The sequence below is a fragment of the Allobosea sp. TND4EK4 genome (genome assembly GCF_900156025.1).
Classification (GTDB): Bacteria; Pseudomonadota; Alphaproteobacteria; order Rhizobiales; family Beijerinckiaceae; genus Allobosea.
In genome coordinates this window covers 1-24,302 of the sequence record NZ_FTMO01000001.1, presented here as the reverse complement: position 1 = coordinate 24,302, position 24,302 = coordinate 1, and the positions used below count along the sequence as shown (strand labels likewise).

The 24,302-nt window shown below is 64.3% G+C and carries 16 protein-coding genes and 2 pseudogenes; 13 read left to right on the top strand and 5 right to left on the bottom strand.

Annotated features, from left to right (window positions below; all coding sequences use genetic code 11):
- Nucleotides 1–106 precede the first annotated feature (106 nt).
- The 5 genes and pseudogenes from BW981_RS23340 to BW981_RS00070 all read left to right on the top strand — a co-directional run.
- Nucleotides 107–256: pseudogene (locus tag BW981_RS23340) on the top strand (efflux RND transporter periplasmic adaptor subunit); the annotation flags it as partial.
- 2 nt (nt 257–258) lie between these two features.
- Nucleotides 259–456: pseudogene (locus BW981_RS00085) on the top strand (ABC transporter ATP-binding protein); the annotation flags it as partial.
- Nucleotides 453–3,038 carry a magnesium-translocating P-type ATPase gene (mgtA, locus tag BW981_RS00080; protein WP_076435130.1) on the top strand — a complete coding sequence of 862 codons (2,586 nt, stop codon included), beginning with the start codon at nt 453–455 and terminating at the stop codon, nt 3,036–3,038. The pseudogene BW981_RS00085 and the gene mgtA, both read left to right, overlap by 4 nt.
- 129 nt (nt 3,039–3,167) lie before the next feature.
- On the top strand, nt 3,168–3,614 hold the full coding sequence (locus tag BW981_RS00075) for a baeRF12 domain-containing protein (protein WP_076435127.1): 447 nt from the start codon (nt 3,168–3,170) through the stop codon (nt 3,612–3,614).
- Between the two features lie 60 nt (nt 3,615–3,674).
- On the top strand, nt 3,675–4,205 hold the full coding sequence (locus BW981_RS00070; protein WP_083712062.1) for a hypothetical protein: 531 nt from the start codon (nt 3,675–3,677) through the stop codon (nt 4,203–4,205).
- A 19-nt stretch (nt 4,206–4,224) separates the two neighbouring features.
- Here BW981_RS00070 and BW981_RS00065 read toward each other — a convergent pair whose 3' ends face one another.
- Nucleotides 4,225–4,509 (bottom strand): hypothetical protein, encoded by a 285-nt coding sequence (locus tag BW981_RS00065; protein WP_076435125.1) that lies wholly within the window; start codon nt 4,507–4,509, stop codon nt 4,225–4,227.
- Nucleotides 4,510–4,624: 115 nt separating this feature from the next.
- Here BW981_RS00065 and BW981_RS00060 point away from each other — a divergent pair, with 115 nt between their 5' ends.
- On the top strand, nt 4,625–6,415 hold the full coding sequence (locus BW981_RS00060) for a PHA/PHB synthase family protein (RefSeq protein WP_076435123.1): 1,791 nt from the start codon (nt 4,625–4,627) through the stop codon (nt 6,413–6,415).
- Between the two features lie 66 nt (nt 6,416–6,481).
- Complete coding sequence (locus BW981_RS00055) at nt 6,482–6,997, top strand: MaoC/PaaZ C-terminal domain-containing protein (protein WP_076435121.1); 516 nt, start codon at nt 6,482–6,484, stop codon at nt 6,995–6,997.
- Between the two features lie 52 nt (nt 6,998–7,049).
- Here BW981_RS00055 and BW981_RS00050 read toward each other — a convergent pair whose 3' ends face one another.
- Nucleotides 7,050–7,460, bottom strand: coding sequence for a hypothetical protein (locus BW981_RS00050; RefSeq protein WP_139333555.1), 411 nt, complete (start codon nt 7,458–7,460; stop codon nt 7,050–7,052).
- Between the two features lie 55 nt (nt 7,461–7,515).
- Between BW981_RS00050 and BW981_RS23665 the strand changes: the two genes are divergently transcribed.
- Together BW981_RS23665 and BW981_RS23660 are read left to right on the top strand one after the other, a co-directional pair.
- Complete coding sequence (locus BW981_RS23665) at nt 7,516–7,800, top strand: NUDIX hydrolase (protein WP_348521393.1); 285 nt, start codon at nt 7,516–7,518, stop codon at nt 7,798–7,800.
- Nucleotides 7,752–8,051, top strand: coding sequence for an NUDIX hydrolase (locus tag BW981_RS23660; RefSeq protein WP_348521392.1), 300 nt, complete (start codon nt 7,752–7,754; stop codon nt 8,049–8,051). Before BW981_RS23665 ends, BW981_RS23660 begins: the two co-directional genes overlap by 49 nt.
- Nucleotides 8,052–8,181: 130 nt before the next feature.
- Here the strand turns inward: BW981_RS23660 and BW981_RS00040 are convergent, their stop codons facing one another.
- Both BW981_RS00040 and BW981_RS00035 read right to left on the bottom strand, forming a co-directional pair.
- Nucleotides 8,182–8,640, bottom strand: a complete 459-nt coding sequence (locus BW981_RS00040; RefSeq protein ID WP_076435117.1) for a hypothetical protein — start codon at nt 8,638–8,640, stop codon at nt 8,182–8,184.
- 115 nt (nt 8,641–8,755) lie between these two features.
- Entirely contained in the window at nt 8,756–9,292 is a 537-nt protein-coding gene (locus BW981_RS00035; protein ID WP_076435115.1) for an Hsp20/alpha crystallin family protein, read from the bottom strand.
- Nucleotides 9,293–9,641: 349 nt separating this feature from the next.
- Here BW981_RS00035 and BW981_RS00030 point away from each other — a divergent pair, with 349 nt between their 5' ends.
- A complete protein-coding gene (locus BW981_RS00030) occupies nt 9,642–10,259 on the top strand; it encodes a transposase (RefSeq protein ID WP_076435113.1) in 618 nt (205 codons plus the stop codon).
- Nucleotides 10,260–10,891: 632 nt separating this feature from the next.
- Here the strand turns inward: BW981_RS00030 and BW981_RS00020 are convergent.
- Complete coding sequence (locus BW981_RS00020) at nt 10,892–11,965, bottom strand: isocitrate/isopropylmalate family dehydrogenase (protein WP_083712060.1); 1,074 nt, start codon at nt 11,963–11,965, stop codon at nt 10,892–10,894.
- A 412-nt stretch (nt 11,966–12,377) separates the two neighbouring features.
- Between BW981_RS00020 and BW981_RS00015 the strand changes: the two genes are divergently transcribed.
- The 3 genes from BW981_RS00015 to BW981_RS23565 all read left to right on the top strand — a co-directional run.
- Nucleotides 12,378–18,839, top strand: a complete 6,462-nt coding sequence (locus BW981_RS00015; RefSeq protein WP_076435107.1) for an ExeM/NucH family extracellular endonuclease — start codon at nt 12,378–12,380, stop codon at nt 18,837–18,839.
- A 391-nt stretch (nt 18,840–19,230) separates the two neighbouring features.
- Nucleotides 19,231–20,037 (top strand): DeoR/GlpR family DNA-binding transcription regulator, encoded by an 807-nt coding sequence (locus tag BW981_RS00010; RefSeq protein WP_139333554.1) that lies wholly within the window; start codon nt 19,231–19,233, stop codon nt 20,035–20,037.
- A gap of 123 nt (nt 20,038–20,160) precedes the next feature.
- Nucleotides 20,161–24,302 (top strand): Ig-like domain-containing protein (locus tag BW981_RS23565; protein ID WP_076435103.1); only part of this gene is annotated, 4,142 nt, incomplete at its 3' end.

Genomic DNA, 24,302 nt, shown 5'->3' with positions numbered 1-24,302 from the left:
AAACCGAAGAGGTTGGGGCGGCGAAGGCTCGGCGCCCGCCCCCGGCAGGGCCGAGACAGGCCCTTCTGCCTCGTCGGAGTCTGCAGGGCCTGTGGTCTCATCGCTTGTCGCCCTAACCGCAATCGGCATCTGCCAGGTCGCGCGCATCCTGGTTGGCCCGGCGGTGGTCGTCGACGTCGTGACGCATGGAGACCTCGTCCAAAAGGTCGTCGCCAGTGGTCATGTCGAGACGCCTTACCGCGTCGAGATAGGCAGCGCCCGGACCTCATCTTGGCCGACGAGCCGACCGGAAATCTCGACAGCGTTTCGGCGGAGAGCGTCTTCAAACTGATGAGGGAGGAAAGCCAGCGTTCGGGAACCCGCTTTCTGCTCGTCACGCACAACATGCCATTGGCCCGGCGCTGCGACCGCATCCTCGAAGTCGTCGACGGGCCCATCTCGGGAAGCTCTTCATGAACGCGTCGCTTCAGTCTCCAGGCGACGCGGCCTCGCTTCAGGAGGCGCCAGCTGCCCTGATGGCTCGGCTGCGTACCCAACCGGAAGGGCTCAGCGAGCGGGAGGCAATAGCCCGGCTCAAATCGCACGGCCCAAATGTATCGGTGCCCCGGTTGCGGCGACAGGCTCTGGCTAAGGTCGTCAGGCGACTCCTCGATCCACTGATCGCCATCCTGCTGATCGCAGCCGCAATCGCAGGTGTGACCGGCGACTGGCAGAGCCTGCTGATCATTGCCACGATCATCTTTGCTTCGGTCCTCCTGGATGTGGTGCAGGAGACGCAAGCGGAGCATGCGGTCGATGCGCTTCGGCGCAAGATCGCCGTGCGGGTCGACGTTCTGAGATCCGGCGCCGTCCGCGAAATCCCTCTGAGGGACGTCGTGCCCGGCGACGTGGTCTTGCTGCGCGCGGGCGATCTCGTCCCGGCTGATGGCGTCATCCTGGAGAGCACCGACGCGATGGCTGACGAGGCCGCGTTGACCGGCGAGGCCTTTCCGGTGGAGAAGCGCGCCGCAATGCAATCTGTGCCGGGCCCCGGCGCCGCCCTGTTCGGCGGCACCAGTCTCGTGGCCGGCGAAGCCAAGCTGCTCGTCGTGGCCACCGGGCCGGACACCAAGCTTGGCGCGGTCGCTCGCTCGATGCAGCAAAGTGAACCGCCGACGGCCTTCGAGCGCGGTGTGCATCGGCTGGGCCTGTTGATCCTGCGCCTTACCGGCTTCCTCGTGCTGTTCGTCCTGCTCACGCAATTGGTGCGGCAAGGGCTTTCGATGGAAAGCTTCCTGTTTGCGGTCGCACTCGCCGTCGGGCTCACTCCGGAGCTGCTCCCCGTGGTGATGACGGTGACGCTCGCGCGCGGCGCCATGCGGATGGCCAAGCGTGACGTCGTCGTGAAGCGGTTGTCTGCGATCTACGATCTCGGGGCCATGGACGTGCTGTGCACCGACAAGACCGGGACGCTGACGCAGGCCCGGATCGCTCATGTCGGAAGCTTTGATGCCGCAGGTTCAAGCAGCGAGCGCGTGACCGGTCTCGCGCGGTTGAACAGTCTTCATTGTGGCAGTCCGCGCAACAATCTCGATGACGCGCTGCTGGCCTCCGCTGAAGCGGTTGATCGCAGTTGGGATCCCGTGGCGCGTCTGCCATTCGACTTCACGAGACGCCGCTCTTCGGTCCTGCTTGCCCGTGGCGCCGAGCAGGAACTTGTCGTCAAGGGCGCACCGGAAGGACTGCTTCGGCTCTGCGACCGGGCCGAGGATGACCAGGGGGGAATCCAGCGTCTGGATAATGCCGCGCGCGAGCGCATCCTGCGCTTCATCGATGGCCGCGGCGCGGAAGGGCTTCGCCTTCTGGGGGTCGCGCGCAAACCCATGGCCGACCAGCAAGTGCTCTCGCCTGAGGACGAGAACGCCCTGATCTTCGTCGGCTGCGCGGCCTTCCTTGATCCCCCCAAGCCTTCAGCGGGGCAGGCGGCCGCTGAACTGGCCCGGATGGGAGTTCGGATCAAGGTGATTTCGGGAGACGCTGCTCCGGTCGTGCAACATCTCGCCGCCACTCTCGACCTGCCGGTCAGGAGACTCATGACAGGCGAGCAGGTAGCGGCGCTGGGAGACGCCGCTCTGGCGCGGCAGGTTGCCGGCACCGATCTCTTCGCGCGCGTCGAGCCGGAGCAGAAGGCGCGGATCGTCCTCGCATTGCGCCGCGGCGGCCATACGGTGGGGTTCATCGGCGACGGCATCAACGACGCGCCGGCCATTCACTCAGCCGATGTGGGCCTTTCCGTCGACACGGGTACAGAGGTGGCGCGTGAAGCGGCCGCGATCGTGCTGCTCGCAGCGGATCTGAGCGTGGTCGCTAGAGGCATTGCTGAGGGCAGGCGCACCTATGCGAACATCATGAAATACCTGCGCATGGGGACGAGCTCGAACTTCGGCAATATGCTCTCAATGGCGCTGGCTTCGGTGTTCCTGCCTTTTCTGCCGCTTAACCCGTTGCAGATCCTCGTCAACAACATGCTTTATGATCTCTCGGAGATCGGTATTCCTTTCGACGAAGCCGATCCCGATGACGTCGCCAGCCCCCGTCAATGGCAGATGGGCAGCGTGCTCCGGTTCACTCTCATCATGGGGCCGCTGTCCTCGATCTTCGATCTGGCCATGTTCGCTTTGCTTCTGCTCGTCTTTCAGGCAGACGTGGCCTCCTTCCGCACCGCTTGGTTCGTCCAATCGGTTCTCACGCAGATCCTCGTGATTTTCGTCATCCGGACGACTCTGCGCTGTTGGCGCAGCCGGCCGCATCCGGCGCTTGTCTTCACCTCGCTCGGAGCGCTTGTCCTCGCGCTCGTCCTCGCTCTGACACCCGTCGGCAGCGCCCTTGGGTTCGTCGCAATCCCGTCGTCATGGCTCTTCTCGATCGGCGTGATCGCCATCGCCTATCTGAGTTTGGCGGAGGCACTGAAGAGGACGGCGATGAGCGGCATAAGCCGCCGGCGCCACGCCCCCGGAGGTCGTCGACCCGGACTCGTACGGCGCTTCCGCGCCTTCTGACGTGACTGAACTGTCCCGCGGGAGCGTGCGCTTCGCCCGCGGCGAAGAAGCCGATTTTGCGACAGATCAAAGCATCGGGCCTGTCGATCGGCGACGCTGGCTCATCGTTGAAGCTGCAAGGGTGAGGCGATGACAGCAAGCATTCCTCATGACGCGCTGGTCGTCATCTGCGACGCCGCCAAGGCGCTGTTCCTGCGCAATACCGGCACCTCGGTCCAGCCCCATCTCAATGTCGAGCACGTCGAAACCGCGCCGTCGAACCCGCGCAACCGCGAGCAGGGCTCCGACCGGCCGGGCCGGTTACAGAATGCGATCGGTCCGACCAGCGCGGTCGAGACCAAGGACTGGCGCAGCCTGGCCGATCTCGATTTCGCCCGCAATGTCGCGCACCGACTCAAAAGTGAGTCAGACCGGCTTCAGGCGGCCGAGATCGTCATCGTCGCGCCTCCGCCTCTGCTGGCTGCATTGCGACGCCTCATCGATGCCCGTCTCCGCGACAGGGTCAAGGCGGAAATTCACCGCGATCTCAACAAACATCCTCTCCTTGAAATCGAGAGAATTCTGGCAAATCTCTGATTAAAAAAGGAAAATATAGGAAAGCCTGCGAGCGGCTTTGAGGCAAAGAAAGCCATATCCATGACGACCACCTCCGACGTTGCAACGACGCGAACCGAACCGGGGCGTCCGGCGATCCGGACGGGGCTCGCGGTCCTCGCGGTGTTGTTTGGCGCGGCAGCTGCCCTCGGCCAGTCGACACCCTTTGCGGAGCCGCCGCCGCGCCTGGGTTTGGCGCGTTCCCAGCTCAGCCTCGGCAACCTTATGAGCCTGATCCAGTCGCGGCACATCAAGCTCTGGTATGCCGGCCAGGCACGGAACTGGGCGCTCGTCCACTACGAGCTCGACCATATCAGTGCTGATCTGACGGATTCAGCTCTCTTCTACACCATGATCCCGGTCGAGCTGGTGAACGCCACCGGCAAGCCACTTGCGGCGATGAGAGAGGCGGCGGAACGGGACGATGTCGCAACCTTCAACGCCGGTTATATGGGCCTGACCGAGGCGTGCAACGGTTGCCATCAGGCAGGCAACGTCGGGTTCGTCCGCATTCAGACGCCGATTGCGTCGCCTTTTACCGATCAGGATCTGACAGGGCGGCAGAACCGCTGACGCTGCGTGTCCTGTCGGCTCAACCAGGAACCCCGGCCGTGATGGGCTCTGCCAAGGCCTGCGCCAAGAGGCGGTATCTGACGGTCGTCGCGGCGACCGCCCGGGCCCAATCGACGACAGCATTCCAGGGATCGACGATCTTTCCGGTTGCTGACAGAAAGGTCATCAAGGTCGCGATGTCGGTCCGGCCCTTGATGACGAGCACGGCGCCTGGTCCAAGCACAGTCAGAGAACCGGGTGCGCAGGTCAGGTTCATCAGGAAAAGGAGCGGCCCGCGCGGTTTGGTGAGGACCATGGCTTTCATCGGCGAGCTCCAGCCATGCGGATCATGGCGCCGTGGCCCCGCACAGCTTTGATCGACGTCAAGGTCCCTGGCTGCTGATCCTCCCAAGGTGTGGCTACGATCAGGAGATGGCGCGATGTCGAGACGCCGACGCATCCCTCGGAAACAGGATATTCGGCAACTCTGCCGGGAGGAGCCGCTCGGGCTGGAGACGTTCGACGCGATCGATCGCATGCGCGAGGCGGCGACCGCGCGCTGGACCGGTGGGTTTTCACCCTCAGCTCTGGCGCTGGCGGGCTTGGACTGGTGGCTGCACCTGGGCGGCGCGCCGGGCAAGCAGATGGAGTTGGCCTACAAGGGCTTCCACAAGGCGCTCAGGCTCACCGGGCACCTCGCGACGACGATGACGCACGTCGCCACGGAGCCGTGCATCGCTCCGCTGCCAGGCGACCGGCGCTTCGACGCTCCCGGCTGGACAACGCCACCATTTAGCTTCATGGCCCAGGCGTTTCTGCTGCAGCAGCAATGGTGGCACAACGTAACCCACGAGGTTCCGGGCGTCGAACCGCACCACGAGGAGGTCGTTTCGTTTGTTGCCCGGCAGATCCTCGACCTTTGGTCGCCCTCCAACAACCCTCTGACCAACCCAGAGATCCTCGCGCAAACCCACGCAACAGCTGGGTCCAACTTCGTTGAAGGGCTGCGCAATTGGGCAGAGGATGTGCATCGGTTCGTCGCAGGTCTGCCACCGGCTGGCGCGGAGCATTTTCGCCCGGGCAAGGAGGTTGCGGTCACCCCGGGCAAGGTCGTCTTCCGCAACCACCTGATCGAACTGATCCAATATGCGCCCGCCACGCAAAGCGTGCATGCCGAGCCGATCCTGATCGTGCCCGCCTGGATCATGAAGTACTATATTCTCGATCTTTCGCCGACGAACTCGCTGGTTCGCTATCTGATCGGCGAGGGCTTCACCGTGTTCTGCATCTCCTGGCGCAATCCCGGCGCGGATGATCGCGATCTTGCACTCGAGGATTACCGCCGGGACGGGGTGATGGCGGCCTTGTCCGCGGTGGACCGCATTCTGCCGGGCCGGCCGATCCATGCCGCAGGGTATTGTCTCGGCGGGACCTTGCTCGCCATAGCCGCCGCCGCGATGGCGGTGGACGGCCCCGTCCGCCTGGCCTCGCTGACCTTGCTGGCGGCGCAGACCGATTTCAGCGAACCGGGAGAACTTGCTCTCTTCATCGATGCGAGCGAACTGAGACTCCTCGACAGCATGATGTGGAACCGCGGCTACCTCTCGGCAGACCAAATGGCCGCGGCGTTCCAGCTGCTGCGCTCGAACGATCTGATCTGGTCGCGCCTGATCCATGACTATCTTATGGGTGAGCGTGCGCCGATGTTCGATCTGATGGCGTGGAACGCGGATTCCACGCGCATGCCTTACCGCATGCAGACCGAGTATCTCGAGCGCCTTTATCTCGGTAACGACCTTGCCAGCGGGCGCTTCATCGCGGACGGCCGACCGGTCGCGCTCCAGAACTTGCGCCAGCCTGTTTTCGCGGTGGCGACCGAACGCGATCACGTCGCGCCGTGGCGCTCTGTCCACAAGCTGCACCTGCTCACCGATGTCGATCTTACCTTCGTCCTGACGAGCGGCGGGCATAACGCGGGCATTGTGAGCGAGCCCGGCCGCCCAGGGCGGCATTATCGGATGGCGTTGAAGCGTCATGAAGGAATCTGCCTGGGACCGGATGAATGGCTGGCTTCCGCCGCTTACCACGACGGTTCGTGGTGGCCCGCCTGGAGCCGATGGCTGAAGGCGCACTCAGCGAGCGAGCGTGTGCCCGCGCCGGTCATCGGCGATCCATCGCGAGGCCACGAGCCGTACTGCGACGCGCCCGGCACGTATGTGCTGCAAAGGTGACCCCGTGAAGCGGTCCTTGCTGACCAGAACAGGACTTTCGAGGAACTGGCGGTTGGCGACGGCGTCTTGGTCGAGCGGTTGGTCGGCCCGGATGTGATCGACGCCTTTGCGGCCGGTTCGGGCGATGACAATCCGGCCCCCCTCGACGCTGCTTTCGCGAAGCAGGACGTTTTCGGTCATGCGGTTGCGCACTCGCTTGAGACGCGCATCGCGTCATGTGCCTTGGCGAAGTTGGTCGCGGCCCGTCTCCAGCCTTCTCGATCCAGCGTCGCTGTGGCGGCCGGTCACCGCATCGTTCATGGCGGGGACCGCTTCACCGAGACCTGTCGCATCACCGATGAAGTGATCAATGATATGGAAAGGCTGGTTCAAAGCCGGCATCGGCGAACACCAGCCGGAAATCCGGACGGCGGTCGTCGACCGGTCGGGTTGGCTGGGATTGAAGTTCGATCGCGGTGGGAACCTTGCCAATGCGGCTCGGATCGAATGGCTGGAAGTCGAGTTCCGGTCCTCGTCATTCCCACCGATGAAGAAGCCAGCATCGCTGCGGATAGGCTCGCGACCCTGACATCCACGCGGTGAGCCCGCCCCTCCGGTGCGAAGGAGCGGGCAGCATAGCATCGCGACGATGCCGTCAGGCGGCCTTCTTCTCGATCGCATGTCCCGAAATGAGCTGCGCACCGACGCCCTTCCAGGCATCGAGGCTCCGCCGGGTCAGGCTGGAGAGGCGTTCGACCTCTTCGGCATAGGCGCCGCCGACCCCATTCGCGAAATCCTGCTGGGCTTCGACCGCTTCCGAGAAATCACTGCAACGGCCGAGGCGCCCGCATAACTCGGCCTGGGCCTGGGTGCGCCGCGCAACGAACCCCAATATCTCTGACAGCATTGAGAGCTGCAGCTCCCAGAGCTTCTGCGGTACGATGCCGATGGAGGAAAGCTGGGTCGAAAGCACCTGCATGCCGTCGTCGATCATGGGGCCCGCGGCGCGCGCGTCCTGCGTGCTTGCGGAAGGTGAGGGAAATGGTTTCGTCGTCGCGGTAGCCATCTAAACCTCCTGATTTTTTCCAGGGCCGCTGGCACTCTACGGCGAGACTGTATCGATGCCCGCGCGCCTGTCGTTGATGCAGCTCAATGTGCCGGCAACTTGTGGCATCGAAGCGGAGTGGCTCATGGCGATCCGGAGCGCCGGAATCTTGCTGTATCGCCGGTCGGTCGCCGGCATCCAGGTCCTGCTGGCCCATCCCGGCGGCCCGTTCTGGTCGAAGAGAGACCGGGGAAGCTGGTCGATACCCAAGGGCGTTGTTGCCTCCGCAGAAAAAGCGGAGAAGAGGCGGCGTTGCGCGAGTTTGCCGAGGAGGTGGGCCAACCGCCGCCCGGCCTTCTGATATCGCTTGGCCAAGTCACTCAAAAAGCTGGGAAGGTCGTCGAGGCTTTCGCCCTGGAAGGCGATTTCAATGTGTCGGACTTTCTGTGTACGAGCATGGTCGAGATCGAATGGCCACCTCGCAGCGGCGCCAGGCTCCGGTTTGCGGAGGTCGATCGGGTGGCCTGGCTCGGACTCGCGGAAGCCAGGCTCAGGATCCTGCCCGCGCAAGCGGAGCTGATCGACCGGCTGGAACTGCTGCTCAACTGCTGAATGTCGATCCTGCGGGTGATGTCTGGCCGGCGATCGCGAGGGAACCTTTTGGCTCAAGCCTTACTGGCCGGCAGATCCGCTTGCCTTTGCCCGTGATGACGCGTTCGACATGGCCGCTCGGCCATTGTCATCATCCATGTCTCATCGTGGCGAGGCTGTGGGAGACCAAGCCGCTGCCGCGTGTCGTCTGCAGGAAGCTCTGCTGCATTTTCGGTCTCGGCATCAGAAATCGCAGGCTGGCCACGCGAAGGCGCGTGACATGGCCGCTGTCGTCCCTGATGGAGATCGCTTCGCCGACGCTGAAGCGATGACCGATGAGATTGCCACGGCCGGTCGTCGCCGAATGCGGAGTTTCTCCGAAGGCGATCTGCCAGTCATTTCCGCTCGCCACGGTCCTGCAGGTCAGCCAGCCATATTGATCGGCCTTGCCGAGCTCGCTGCGTTTCACACGGCAACGCTCGTGGCTTCGGCGCCATGCGCGAGGATCGAGGGCCAGCTTGTCGTCGAGCGGGGCATGGATTTCAAACGTCGCCGCCGGCTGGGCCGCCGAGTGCGCCACGTCTGTCGGCGCCAGTTTGATGATGTACATCGTCTTCGTCTCCGATGTGGGTGTCGACCGGCGCTGTCGGTGCTCGCTGGCCAGGCAGCCCGCGAGGCTCCACCACAGGGGGGCGATCGAGCGAAGCCTCGCGGTGTCAGGCGCTTCACGCGGCCTTGACGGGAATGACCTCTTCCTTGAGCAGCGCCTGCTTGCGTCGAGGCACAGAGATGCTCAGCACGCCATTGGCGAAGCGGGCTTCGATCTTGTCGGCGGCGATGTCGTCCGGAAGCCGGAAGGACCGGTAGAAGCTGCCGTATCGGCGCTCCGAGACATAGGCGTCCTCTTCGTCGCGGACCTTTTCGCTCTTCTTCTCACCGCTGATCGACAGCATGCCTTCCGTCATTTTGACTTCGACATCGGTCGGCGCGATGCCCGGCAACTCGGCAGTGATCTCGTAGGCGCTCGCCGTCTTGGCTACGTCGACGGCAGGTGCTCCTGCCCAGCGCTCGAAGCGAGGCAGGGTCAGATCGAAGGGCAGGGGGGTCGAAAAAGGCCGACGCGCCGAACGCAGGCCGAAGCCGTCGAGGATGCGCTCGACCTCGTCCCACAATCGCTCCAGACCAGCCAGTTCTCCGCTGGGGGCGGCCGGCGCCACGTCTCTCGATCCCTTGACGGGAAGTTTGGTCATCACCTCGGCCATGATCGTCTCCTTGCGTGGACGAGTTCGGACAGCCTCGCCTGATCGCGATGCGTCGCCATCGAAGAACTCGCGGGGTTGACGGGGAGACGGAAGCACGAGGGTCCCCGCAACTCCTTGAGGGCGGTCAAGTTCCGGCTGCGGCCGAGTCACGCGGTAGCAGGCTGTGCCGGAGGCACGTCAGTCTTGCCCGCAGTCAAGGCTGCACAGCCAAGCCGCTCATCCTCCCCGGTAGTGGATGCTCTCATTGATAACGATCAAATGGGCGTGGAGCGGGAAGATTTTTGACGACGGGCAAGGAAAACCGTGCCGCCAAAGGTAGCAATGCCAAAGGCGCAGGAGCTGGAATCCGATGGGTCTCACGGACTATCTTAGGAATGAGCATTCCGCGACGCTTCTGCTCGAAGCTTTGGTTTGGGCGGGGCCGCCGTCATGTCCACACTGCCGCTCCGGAAAGGTCGGTCGGTTAGGAGGTCAGTCGAGCGGCATGTGGAAGTGCTATGCTTGCCGCAGAAAATTTTGTGTGAGATCAGTCGGACCGTTTCGTAATTCTCATGTTAAGACAGTTACTTTGCTGAAGCTGATATACATCCTGTCTTCTTTTGAGAATATTAGGTCCGCTGATGTGGCTGATTTGCTTGGGGTATCTGAAAGAACCATATGCAAAATTAAGAAGGATATGAAATCAAACATTGCAGAAATAAGAAAACAAAAACAATATAATGAAGATAAACAGGAATTCAATCAGGCATTAGAATTAGAAATCAAGGGGATGGATTATGGAGATATTTGCGCAAGGTCGGAAAATGAATACAATCGTTTTATGAAAATATTGGAAGGTAAAGACTCTCGAAGATGCGACGATTCATTCATTGATTATATCAATTTAATAAAAAGTAGATTCGATGTGCATCTTGAAGAATTCGAATTTGGTCAATTGGTATTTCCTTTTGATGAAATTCGAACATAAGCAATTGATCAAGGGGCCTTTATAAAGGTTTTATTGCGACCTAATTTTAGAATTAGCAAGTTTTCCGACAGAGATAGGAGTTTGGGGGGCAGTTCAAGCGCGGCGATAAGAAAGGCGAACACAATTTTGGGCACCTTCCAAGGCGCGACGTGCGTCTACATTTTTGCAGAATTACCGGACTGCTTAAAACCAATATTGGGTAAGGTGCCATTGAATTCCCTTGAATGCAGCGCAGCGTCGGCGTGACCGGCGATGTGATCGCCGGGACGGCACCTTCGTCCGCGTGGTCATGGACTAGGCGGCAATCGACGACGTCGCGGTCGGCAAGGTCGAGCCCTCCATGGGCTCCTCATGCCAGCTCGACCGGACTGCCGGCACCCCGGATGGCGAGGCCTGCGCCGCCGTCCAGGCCAACATCCAAGGCAACCACCTCGCGACCGTCGCCGCCGGCCGTGCCGGCCCCCAATGCCGCACGGGGTTCCTGGGGGTGCTACCCACCGAGCAGAAGGACGCACCGATGAGGGAAGGTCTCCGCGCCCGTTGCGATTGCCGTCGACCGGCCATCCAGGCTGGGGGATGCTCGCCACGGCTGCCTGTCGTGCTGCGTTGCTGGCGGCACGACATGGCCGCGTTCAGCCTGCCTGGTTCCGGATCGACGACACGACGAATTCGGTCGCAGCCTCGAGGAGACCGTCGCCACCACGGATCGGAAACCTCACGACACGATCGCTGCTGAGCGCCTCGATCGCCTGCATCAGCAGCGCCGCGGAGTCTCGCTCGCCGAGATGGTTGAACAACATCGCGCATGCCCAGAATGCCCCGATGGGAAGGCGGGCAGCCTCGATAGCTGGTCCCGAAGCCGAGCTCTGGAGTGGTTCGAACAATGCGGGAATTCGTCCCTTTAGATTGAGGCTGGCCGAGGCGAAGGCGCCCGGCGGGCCGGCGAGGGCGGCGGCCCATGCGGACAGCGCATCGGTATGGAGGCTGGATGTCGCGATCGTATCGAGTGTTTGCGGATGATGTGTCATTCGCTCACCCAGTGCGGGAACCGGCGCATAATCGACGACGACATCCGGATAGCCCTGCGCAACATGCTCCGCAGTCTCCCTCCATATCGCCATGTCATGACGGAGCGGATAGGCTTCCGTGACCACCGTCAGGCGCTTGCGCAGGCGCGATCGCGCCGTTTGGAAGGCGTGGCGCAGCACGCGCTCGATGTCGGGCTGCCTCGATATCCGGTGATCGCGCACCGGGCCGATGTCGGAAGCGCTGGGCGTATGCTCGCCATGGCCGGGGTCCGTTGCGGCGTCGATGCCTCCAACGATGAGCCAGTCGAACGGGGGAGGCGAGATGTCAAGGAGCGGGCTGTGAAGCCCGTTCAGCGTCCGAATGGGACAGACGGTCACCGCAAGGTCGAGGCAGGCGACGATCGTCTTCCGAACGGCGGCGAACGGCTGATCATCGGTAGCGCCATGCTCGCCCGTCACCAGCAAGACGGCATCTGCGGAGCCAACAGATTCCAGAAAATCGCTCGGGGCCGCTGAGCCGGGTCTGTCGATTGGCGTCCGGTCATCGCGACGGGCGATGTCCAGTTGGAACGTGCCTGCACGTTGGGTACTGGCCTCGAGCACCGCGATGCAGGCGGTCAGGAGGCCATCGCCGCCATCGGTATCGTGACCGATCGCAAGCAATCGATGGGTTCTCATGGTCGTTCGCGCCTCTGCCCGCGCTATCCGAGGCGGCGTGCGGGATCAGGACTGCCGAGCGTTGCTGCCGGCAGTCGCGAGCGTCGCATCCACCGCTCCTGAATTTCCTGAAGGCGATTATGTTCATAGCAGTATTGTAAAGAATATCAATGATCCAATTCGCGTTCCGGAGAAGCGTGAATAAAATGAATTGGCTAAATAACTGAGAAGAAGATAATTTTCCCGACTTATTCTGTTCATCGATCTGTCATATCGGGTATTTACTGAGCATTCCGCATGGTTAATGCTTTCTGGCGGGTGACGCGATGGGGTGCTGCGCTGCCCCTTTTGCGGCGTCGCTGGTCAGCGCAGCCATGCCCTTGCGGCTGTCGACAGCACGGCCCTTGTCGCGTCTTTCCGGGAGCAGATTTTGATGTCCAGTGCCTTTTTCTCGCTCGCCAGCGGTAATCTGACCCAGAATTGGTCCGATCCCGGCCTGATCTCCGCCAATGACGGCTGGAGCGGCGTGCCGAGCATCGTCGGCTATCTCGGCGATATCGGCAGCGCCACGGGTGCCGATCCGCAGACTCTGACCGGCGCGGCGCTGGGTGCCATCGACGTCAACGCGAACCAGACCAACCCCAATAGCTTCACGACCGGCGGCGTCGCCGAGTTTGCGGTCGCCGATCCGACCATCGCTTTGGCAGGTTCCGGGACGGCGGATGCGCCGAGCCTCGTGCTCTATCTCGATGCCACGGGCCGCGAGAACGTGACCGTCGCCTTCAACGCGCGCGACATTGATGGCTCGTCCGACAACGCCGTGCAGCAGCTGGCTGTCCAGTACCGCATCGGCGGCGCGGGCGACTGGACCAATGTGACGGGCGGCTATTTTGCCGACGTCACGACGGGCGGCAGTGCCACGCAGGTGACGCCGGTCTCGCTCATGCTGCCGGCCGCGGCGAACGGCCAGGCGCAGGTCGAGGTTCGCATCCTCACCACCAATGCGAGCGGCAATGACGAGTGGGTCGGCATCGACGATATCGTCGTCTCGAGCGCGCCGGCCGGTGGGTCCTCCGCGGTGTCGATCACCTCGCTCGAGGTGGATGCGGCGGCCAGGCCCGAAGGCGAGAGCTTCACCTACACCCTCACGCTCAGCGCCCCGGTCGCGGTCGACACCGTCGTGGCCCTGGCGGCCACGGGCGCGACGGCCGATCTGGCCGGTGTTCCGGCCTCGGTGACCGTGCTCGCGGGCCAGAGCTCGGCGAGTTTCACCGTGACCACGGTGGAGGATGCTGTCGCCGAAGCCGATGAGGACTTCACCATCACCGCCACGCTCGGCACCTCGTCGCGGCAGGCCAGCGCCACGATCGCCAATGACGACGGTGTCGCGCTCACCTTGATCAGCGCCGTGCAGGGCGCCGGCCAGGCGAGCACGATGGTCGGCCAGACCGTGACGGTCGAGGCGATCGTCGTCGGCGACTTCCAGAATGGCGACGGCGATGCGGCCCGCAACCTCGGCGGCTTCTGGCTGCAGGAGGAGGCGAGCGATTCCGACGGCAATGTCCTGTCGTCGGAAGGCATCTTCGTCTCCTATGCCAGCCTCGGCGTCGACGTGCAGATCGGCGACCGCGTTCGGGTCACCGGCACCGTGGCCGAAGCCTTCGGCAACACCGAGCTCAGCGCCTCGACCGTGTCCGTGGTCCAGGCCGGCGCCGTTGCCGATGTGAACACGATGGCCGCGCAGATCTCCCTGCCGAGCATCGGCGTGCAGACGGCGTCCGACGGTGGCTACGTTCCCGCGCTCGAACAGTATGAGGGCATGCTGGTCCGCTTCACGGAGACGCTGACCATTACCGAGCAGTTCAATCTCGACCAGTTCGGCGAGATCCGGCTCACCCAGGGCGAGCGCCCGAGCTCCTTCACGGTCGAGAACGAGGCCAGCGTCGCCGGCTATGATGCGCATCTGCGCGACATCGCCTCGCGCTCGATCGTCTTCGACGACGGCCGCAGCGTCTCCAACCCCAATCTCGACAACACGGTCGTCGATGGCGACTACAACGCCACCACCGCACCCCGCATGGGCGACACGATTACCGGGCTGACCGGCGTGCTCGACTACGACTTCAACGAGTTCCGGGTCCATGCGGTCGAGAACGGTGTCGGCATCAACGACGTCGTCTCGGCGAATCCGCGCCCGACGACCTTCCCGGATGTCGGGGGCACGCTGAAGATCGCCAGCTTCAACGTGCTCAACTACTTCACCACGCTCGACAACGGGACGCTGACCGTCAACGGCTCCGAGCCGCGCGGCGCCGAGACCCAGGCCGAGTTCGACCGGCAGACCGCCAAGCTCGTCAACAGCATCATCGCGCTGGACGCCGACGTGCTGGGCCTGATGGAACTCGAGAACAATTTCATCGAAGGCTCGAGCGGCAATGCGATCGCGCATCTCGTCGACCAGCTCAACACCGTCACCGGCTCCTACACCTTCGACTGGGTCCGGCCCGGCCAGGCCTTCGTCGGCGGCGACGCCATCGCGGTAGGCTTCATCTACAATGTCACCTCGGTGCGCGTCTCCTTCGACACGGAGGTCGCGATCCTCGACGACAGCGACGTTTCGGCCGCGCTTCTTGGCCAGAGCACGACCGGCGCGATCTTCGACGGGGCGAACACCAGCCGCGCGGCATTGGCCGTGACCTTCGAGGAGATCGCGACGGGCGGCGAATTCACCGCCGTCGTCAATCACTTCAAGTCGAAGGGCGGTTCCGGCACGGGCGAGGATGCCGACATCAAGGACGGCAATGGCAGCTGGAACCACCAGCGCGAACTCGCCGCCGAAGCCCTCGTCGAATGGCTGGCGACGGACCCGACCGGCTCCGACGACGAGGACGTGCTCATCCTCGGCGACCTCAATGCCTATGCCAAGGAGGACCCGATCGACGTGCTCGTCGGGGCCGGTTTCACCGATCAGGGCGCCGATGGCTACAGCTACGTCTTCGACGGCCAGACCGGCTCGCTCGACCATATCCTGACCAATGGCAGCCTCTCGGCGCAGGTCACCGGCGTCGCCGACGTCCACATCAATGCCGACGAGGCGGATGCGGTCGACTACCAGCTCAACTTCAATTCCAACCTGGCCACCGACGAGCGCGACCCCTCGATCTTCGATCCGGAGGTGATCGCCCGCGTGTCCGACCATGACCCGATCATCATCGGCATCGACCTGACGGAGGAACCCGTGTCCGCTCCCGCCTTTACCTTGCAGCTGCTGCACCTTTCCGACGGCGAGGCCGGGCTGCTCGCCGGCTCGACCGCCAAGAACCTCGCCGCGCTGGTGGATGCCTTCGACGACGACTACGCCAACACGCTGATCCTCGCCGGCGGCGACACCTATCTGCCGGGGCCGTTCCTCGCCGCCGGCACCGACCCTTCGGTGATCGCGACGCTCAACGCCGTGACCGGCTCGACCCTGGCGGCCAATGCCACGGTTCCGATCGGCGCGGTCGACACTGCGATCCACAACGTGCTCGGTGTCGAGGTCTCGGCCATCGGCAATCATGAATGGGATCTTGGCTCCACCGCCTTCGCCGGCAGCATCAATGCCGGCGGCGGCTGGGTCGGCGCCAATTACGCGCTGGTATCGGCCAATCTCGACGTGTCCGGCGACAGCGCGATCCGCGGCATCGCCGACAAGACGCTGGGCGGAGCGGCGGCCAACGACTTCATCTACGACAACGCCGCGACGGTGAAGGGCAAGATCGTCCCCGCCGTCGTCGTCGAGAAGGGCGGCGAGCGCATCGGCATCGTCGGCGCCACCACCCAGATCCTCGAGGCGATCTCCTCGCCGACCGGCACCGAGATCAAGGGCTTCCCGACCGGCCCCGGCGCCAATGGCGAGAGCGACAACATGGCGCTGCTGGCCGCTCAGCTGCAGCCAATCATCGACCAGATGCGCGCCGACGGCATCAACAAGATCATCCTGCAGGCGCATCTGCAGAACATCACCAACGAGAAGCAGCTCGCCACCCTGCTGAAGGGCGTCGACATCATCCTCGCGGCCGGCTCCAACACCCGCCTGGGCGATGCCGATGACGAGGCCGTCTCCTTCCCCGGCCACGACGCCAACTTCGCCGACACCTATCCGCTGGTGATCACCGATGCCGAGGGCGGCACGACGCTCATCGTCAATACCGACAACGAATACACCTATCTCGGCCGCCTGAAGGTCGATTTCGACGCCCAGGGCAGGATCATCGTCGACAATCTCGATGACGATGCCGCGATCAACGGCGCCTATGCGGCTACTGAAGAGAACGTGGCGGAGGCCTGGAACACGACCGTCGATAATCTCGATGACACCGCCTTCGCCGAAGGCACCAAGGGCGACAAGGTCGCCGATCTCACGGACGCGGTCGGTGACGTCATTGCGGTCAAGGACGGCAACGTCTTCGGCTACACCGACGTCTATCTCGAGGGCGAGCGCGCCTTCGTGCGCAGCGAGGAGACCAATCTCGGCTCGCTCTCGGCCGATGCGAACGCTTATGCGGCGCGCCAGGCGCTCGGCGCCTCCGACGATCTGGTGGTGGTTTCGTTCAAGAACGGCGGCGGCATCCGCGCCCAGATCGGCACGCTCTCGGCACCCGATCCGGTTGACGGCACGGTCGACAAGCTGCCGCCCCCGGCCAATGCCGAGGCCGGCAAGGCGGAGGGCGGCGTCTCGCAGCTCGATATCGAAAACTCCCTGCGCTTCGACAACAAGCTGATGGCCTTCGACACCACGGCCGCGGGTCTCAAGGCGCTCCTCGAGCACGGTGTCGCGGCCGGCACGCTGCAGGGTCGGTTCCCGCAGATCGGCGGCGTCTCCTTCTCCTGGGATCCGGACCTGCCGGCCGGCAGCCGCGTCTCGGACATCGCGCTGGTCGACGGCAACGGCGTCTCCTACGTGCTCTACGACAATGGCGTGCTCCAGGCCGGCGTGCCGGCGACGATCACGGTGGTGACGCTGAACTTCCTCGCCAATGGCGGTGACGGCTATCCCGCAAAGGCTAACGGCTCGAACTTCCGTTACCTGCTCAGCGACGGCACGCTGTCGGCGCCCGTCGACGAGGCGCTGAACTTCACCGACAACGCGGTGATCGCCAGCTTCACTCCGGCCGGAACGGCCCTGCTGGGCGAGCAGCAGGCGCTTGGGGAGTTCATGCAGGCCTTCCACGGCACGCAGGAAACCGCGTTCGACGTGGCCGATACCTCGGTCGAGCTCGACGAGCGCATCCAGAACCTCAATGCGCGCAACGACACGGTGCTGGACGACGCCGTGGTGGCGCCGGTCGGGACGGAGGGCGACGACGTGCTCGCCGGCCGGCCCTGGGACGAGACGATCCTCGCCGGCGCCGGCGACGACGCGGTTTCGGCTGGTGCTGGCAACGACACGGTCGATGGCGGGGCTGGCGACGACACGCTGCTCGGCGAGGCCGGCAATGACAGCCTCGTCGGTGGCGCAGGCGACGACCAGCTCGTCGGTGGGGTCGGCGACGACCGCCTCGAAGGCGGCGCGGGCGACGATACGCTCGACGGCGGCGATGGCGATGACATCCTGCTCGGCGGCGCCGGCGCAGACGAACTGAACGGCGGGGCGGGCAACGACTCCATCAGCGCCGACGCCGGCGATACGGTCGATGCCGGAACGGGCGATGATATCATCGTCGTCTCGGGCGAGACCGGAGACTGGACCACGGTCGATGCCGGCGAGGGCAATGACGAGATCATCAACACGAGCTCCGGCCGGATCTCCGGTGGCGTGAGCATGGGAGCCGGCAACGACAAGCTGGGCAGTTCCGGTGTGATCGCTGCGGGTTCGGACGGCGTCGCCATCGACATGGGGGCCGGCGACGACGTCGTAACCCTCTATGTAGGCTCCACCGTCACGGGCGAGATTCGTCTCGGCAGCGGCAATGACCGCCTGACCATGAACAGCTATCTCGGCGCTGTCACGCTCGACGCTGGCGACGGTAACGACGACATCACCACCAGCGACGGCCACGACGTCATCTATGGCGGCGCGGGCAACGACTCGATCTTCGCCGCCGCTGGCGATGACAGGATCTTCGCCGGAGAAGGCGACGATCTGATCCTGGCCGATCTCGGCAACGATGTCATCGATGGCGGCGCCGGCTATGACACGCTCTTCCTGGCCCAGGCGACCGGCCCGATCACCGTCGATTTCGCGGCGGGCAAGGTCTCCGGCGACGGCATCGGCTCGGACACTTTCATCAACATCGAGAAGCTGCTCTTCGGCGCCGGCAACGACATCATCATCGGCAACAATGGCGATGATGCCTTCGACGGCGGGGCGGGCAATGACAGCCTCAAGGGCGGGGCCGGCAATGATACGCTCTCGGGTGACGAAGGCGACGACACGATCGATGGCGGCTCGGGCGACGATGCCGTCTTCGGCGGCCTCGGCAACGACGTGATCAAGGGCGGCTCGGGTGTCGACCGCCTCGACGGCGGCGAGGGCGACGATGCCATCGATGCCGGCTCGGGCAACGATGTCCTGCTCGGCGGGGCGGGGAACGACCGGCTCGACGCCGGCTCGGGCGACGACCGGATCGAGGGCGGCGCCGGTGCCGACATCCTGACCGGCGGCTCGGGCCATGACGCCTTCGTCTTCGCGGCGGGGTTCGGCAAGGACGAGGTCATCGACTTCAGGACCTCGGGCTCGAGCTCCGACGTGCTGGAGTTCGACATCGACCTCTTCGCCGATTTCGACGATGCGATGGGCGCGGCGGCCCAGATCGGCACCGACACCGTCTTCACCATCGACGCCGACACCACGCTGACGCTGAAGGGCGTGCACCTCGCCAGCCTCGCGGCAGACGACTTCCGCTTCGTCTGACGGCGAACGCACCAACAGCCCGGGGCAGATATGCCTCCGGCTCGAATGAAACCCCGCCGGGACACCGGCGGGGTTTTTCGTTGGGTGCTGCCGCTCGGCCGAACCTGCTCTGCACGATGCGTGAATGGCTGAGCTGCCTCCGCAAGCCCGACCTGTCCGGGCTCCGCGATCACGAATTCGGCCGTGCGAGCGACCCCACCCCTGGCTCGGCAAGGCCCCGGACGCGTCGGCAGGCGCGGCTCAAGCGAAACAGCCTGCTGAAGCGCGATTGAGCTTCACTCCGCCGCCCAGGAACGCGGGAGCTGGCCCTGCCGATTCTGATTTTGATTTTTAAGCATCGCTTAACCGTCGCACGAGCGTCACAGGGCGGCGCTATCGCAATCATATGAACATGAACGGAATTCATTTGAACACGGCGGCGGGCTCCGACAGGCGGCAGACCGTGATCGCCGACATGCTGCGCAACAGGGACTTCATCAGCGTCGAAGAGCTGGCGTCGCATTTCTCCGTCGCCACGCAGACGATCCGTCGCGATCTGGTCGCGCTTTGCGATCAGGGCGTCGCCAGGCGACGACATGGCGGCATCGAGAGCCTCGCCCGGAGCGGGAATCTCACCTTCAAGGATCGTCGCGTGCTTCATCGGGAAGCCAAGCAGAGCATTGCCGCCATGGTCGCGAGCCGGGTGAGCGATGGCGAGTCGATTTCACTGGGCATCGGCACCACCACGCAATTCGTCGCCGAGGCCTTGCTTTCCCACCGACAGCTGAAGATCGTCACGAATAACCTGCCGCTGGCGATGATGGTGGGTCAGAATTCGGATTTCGCGTTGGCGATCGCAGGCGGCACCGTGCGCGGAGGCGATCTGGACGTCTGCGGTCCGCCCGTCGAGGACTTCTTCGCGTCCTACAAGGTCGACATCGCGATCTTCGGCGTCGGCGGGATCGACGAGGACGGGTCCCTGCTCGATTTCTCGGAGGAGGAAGTGCGCGCCCGCGAGGCGATGCTGCGCCATTGCCGCAAATCCTACCTCGTCCTCGATTCCTCGAAATTCACCCGGCCGGCCCATGTTCATGGCGGGCGCATCGATCAGGTGACGGCGGTGTTCTGCGAGGCAGAGCCGCCGGCTTCTATCCTGCAGATACTGGATCGGTCCGGGGTCCAGTTCATCAAGAGCGCGGAGCCGGCCGTGAGGCCGTAGCCCAACGAAAAGAAGCTGCTCCGGGCAAGGCGCGGCTCACCAGCGAGATCTGTTCTTCACGCATGCCCGCAGCAAGCCTGCTGCCGGGAACGACCGTCTGTTGCCTGTTTCTGGAGACAAACCATGGCCGACAAGCCCGTTCTATATGCCCATCGCGGCACCAACCCCTACACGGACAACCAGTACGACGCCTACAAATGGGCGTTCAAATACGGGGCGGACTATGTCGAGACCGATTTCCGCCTGACGAAGGACGGTGCGCTCGTCAGCCATCATGACGATCTCGCGGGCGGCATCGCGAACATGACGCTCGCGGAGGTGCGGGCCCTGGTTCCGGGCATCGTGACCCTCGAGGAACTCATCACGCTGACCAAGCAGATGGAAATCGAGACCGGCCGGAAGCTCGGCATCCTGATCGAGACCAAAAGCTCCGGCTATTCGACCTATGACGCACTGCTCGAGAAGCTTGTGGCAAACGACTTCGCCGACGCGGAGCACATCGTCTTCCAGACCTTCGCAACCGACCATGAGGTCCTCCGCGATCTGATGGACAACAAGTATCATGTCGATTTCCCGCTGGTCTGGCTGACGGACAACATCACCGGCGCGAAGATCACCGACGTCACCAACCCCAATGGTTCGATGGGCCAACTGGATGCCCTTGCGCCGCAGATGGCCCTGATCACCGCGGAGACGGTGGCCGCCGCCCATGCGGCCGGGCTCAAGGTCAATGGCTGGACCGTCGCCGGCAACGAGGCCGATGTCCGCAACGCCCTGAGCCTGGGCGTGGACGGCATCATCAACGACAACACGCAGCTGTCGCGTCCGGCGCTCGAAAAGCTCCTCAACAACGCCACGGTCGCTTACGGGACCGATCAGGGCGGCGAGACCAACGGCAGTGTCGGTGCCGATGTCATCTATGCCATGTCCGGCGACGACATCGCCCGCGGCGGCGGCGGCGACGACGTGCTCTATGGTGACGCCGGAAATGACCTGCTCTTCGGCGGCTCCGGAAACGACAGCCTGACCGGGGGCTCGGGCCGTGACTACCTCTCCGGCGGGGAGGGCAGCGACGTGCTCTCCGGCGGTGCCGGCAACGACATCATCGTGGCGACCGGCGACCGGGTGATCTTCCGCGCCGGCGACGGCATCGACCTGGTTTCGCTCGACGCCACCAGCACGATCATCTTCCAGGGTGTCGCTCCGACCAGTGTCAGCGTCATCCGCAACGGCAACAACCTGATCATTCGCTCCGCCAGCGACGCGCTCGTCCTGCTCGACGGCGTCGATCCGGCCCATCAGCCCGCTTCGATCACGACCTCCGACGGCTTCACGTTGACCGGGGCCGAAATCGCCGCGCTCGCCGTGGAGGGCAGCGATGCCGAAGTCGCGGCCCTGCTCCCGGAACTGCAGGCCGTTCTGGCCAATGCGCCGAGCCTCGCCATTCCCTCGACCGTTGCGGTCGGGACCGACCTCGTCGCCGAGGGAGGCTTCCCGAACGACACGCTGTCCTACCCGATCCAGAGCGTCGAGACCGGCGCGGCTTATCGCCTGAGCTTCTCGCTCGCCGACCTGCCGACCGGCGATGACGGGGTGCGCGTGCTCTGGGGCGGCGTGGTGGTCTATGAGGGCGTCCCCTCGACCGGCGGTGACAAGCTCCATTTCATGGTGACCGGCGGCGCTGGAAACGGCTCTAACGAGCTCATCTTCGAGGGAGCGGGCCAGAGCTTCGGCGCGACGCTCGACGATCTGCGCCTGGTGAAGATCGCCGATCCCGTTCTCCCGACTCCGGGCAACGTCGCGCCGCAGGCTCCGGATATCAGCCTGCTCATCAGCCAGGGCGTCACCTTCGAAGGCAAGGTGATGGCCTCGGACCCCAATGGCGACGCGCTGACCTATCGTCTCGGTGACGGCCCGGCCCATGGCACGCTCGTCTTCAACGCGGACGGGACCTACAAATATTCGCCCGCTGCCGGCTTCGCCGGCGCCGACGGCTTCAGCTATCTGGTCAATGACGGGCATGGCGGCGTCGTCGAGTCGACCGTGAAACTGACCGTCGCCGAGGGAATCCTGCTCGGCACCGACCTCGTCGTCAATGGCAGCTTCGAGGACGTCAGCGAATCCTCCGGCAACAACGGTCCGAGCGACTGGGGGTACCGGAACCAGGACGGCCAGATCCTCGGCTGGACCAACGTCAACAACAAGCGCATCGAGCAGCACTGGGACAATTATGGCGGCGTCGTCGCCAAGGACGGCCGGATGTGGATCGACATGGATCATTCGCAGACCGGCACGACCGTCGATCGAATCGGCCAGTCGATCGCCCATGTCGAAGCCGGCGCGACCTATCGGGTGAGCTTCTCGCTCTCCGACTCCGACGCGGTGAATCATGACGACGGCGTCAAGGTGTTGTGGAACGGCGAGGTGATCTTCGACGGCCTGCCGCCGCAGGGCAGCGCCCGCTGGACGACGCTGAGCTTCGATGTGGTCGGCGGTTCCGGCAACGGCACCAACCGGCTCGAATTCATCGACAAGGGCGTCACGGATTCCTGGGGCGCCGGCGCGGCGCTCGACGACGTCAAGTTCGTCAAGGTCGCCAATGCCGGTGACACCCTTCCGGTCAATCACGCGCCGCTGGCTGCCGATGGCGAGGCCGAGGGCCTGAAGGACACCGTCTTCACCGGAACGCTCTCCGCCTCGGATCAGGATGCCGGAGCGTCGCTGGTCTACAGCCTGGCCGAAGGGCCAGCCCATGGCACGGTCCTGATCTATACGGATGGGACCTATCGCTACACGCCGACCGCCGGTTTCAGCGGCGCCGACAGCTTCACCTTCCTGGTGGATGACGGGCACGGCGGCAAGGACACGGCGACGTTCGACCTGACGGTCAAGTCCTCGACCTCCACGGTGGTGATCGGCACCGATCTCATCGTCAACGGCAGCTTCGAAGACATCAGCCAGTCCGGCAACTACAACGGCGGCTCCGATTGGGGCTACCGGAACACTGATGGCCAGATCCTCGGCTGGAACAACGTCAACGTTAAACGCATCGAACAGCATCTCGACAATTATGGTGGTATCGTCGCCAAGGACGGCCGGATGTGGATCGACCTGGACGGCGCCGGTCAGACGGCCCGCAACCGGATCGGCCAGACGATCACGGAAGCGGAAACCGGCGCGACCTATCGCTTCAGCTTCTCGCTCTCGGACTCCGACACGGGTCGCTACGACGACGGCGTGACCGTGCTGTGGAACGGCGAGGTCATCTTCAACGGCCTGCCGCCGCAGACCAGCGCGAGCTGGACGACCCTGAGCTTCGAGGTGGTCGGCGGCTCCGGCAACGGCACCAACCGGCTCGAATTCATCGACACAGGCGTGAAGGATTCGTGGGGGGCGGGCGTTGCGCTCGACGATGTCCACTTCGTCAAGATCGCCGATGCCGGCGACACGCTGCCGGTGAACCATGCGCCGACGGCGGTGAACGCCGAGGCAAACGGCCTGATGAACACCCTTGTTACCGGTCAGGTCACGGCCGCGGATACTGACGCCGGATCGTCGCTGATCTTCAGCCTGAAGCAGGGGCCGTCGCATGGCTCGGTCTTCGTCTACACGGATGGCACCTATCGCTACACGCCGACGACCGGTTTCACCGGCGATGACAGCTTCACCGTCCTGGTCGATGACGGGCGCGGCGGTACCACCCAGGCCACGGTCAGCCTGACCATCGCCCCGCCCAACGCAGCCCCCGTCGCGGCCAATGACGCCGGCCTCGGCACAGCCTATGGCGCGGCGCTGACGATCGCTGCGACGGCGCTGCTCGCCAATGACAGCGACGCCAATGGGGACACGCTGACGATCCAGTCGGTCTCCGCTGGCACCGGCGGCACGGTCACGCTCGATCCCCAGGGCAATGTCGTCTTCACCCCTGCCGAAGGCTTCTCGGGCGAGGCGTCGTTCACCTACACCGTCTCCGACGGCAAGGGCGGCGCGGCGAGCGCGACCGTGGTCGTTGCCGTCGCACCCTATGTCCCGGTCGGCACGCCGGGTGATGACGCGCTGACGGGCACGGTGCGAGACGACGTGATCCTCGCCGGCGCCGGCGACGACGCGGTTTCGGCTGGTGCTGGCAACGACACGGTCGATGGCGGGGCTGGCGACGACACGCTGCTCGGCGAGGCGGGCGACGATCTGCTGAAGGGCGGGGAGGGCGACGACGCGCTGGGTGGCGGTCTCGGCAACGACGTGCTGATGGGCGGCGCCGGTGA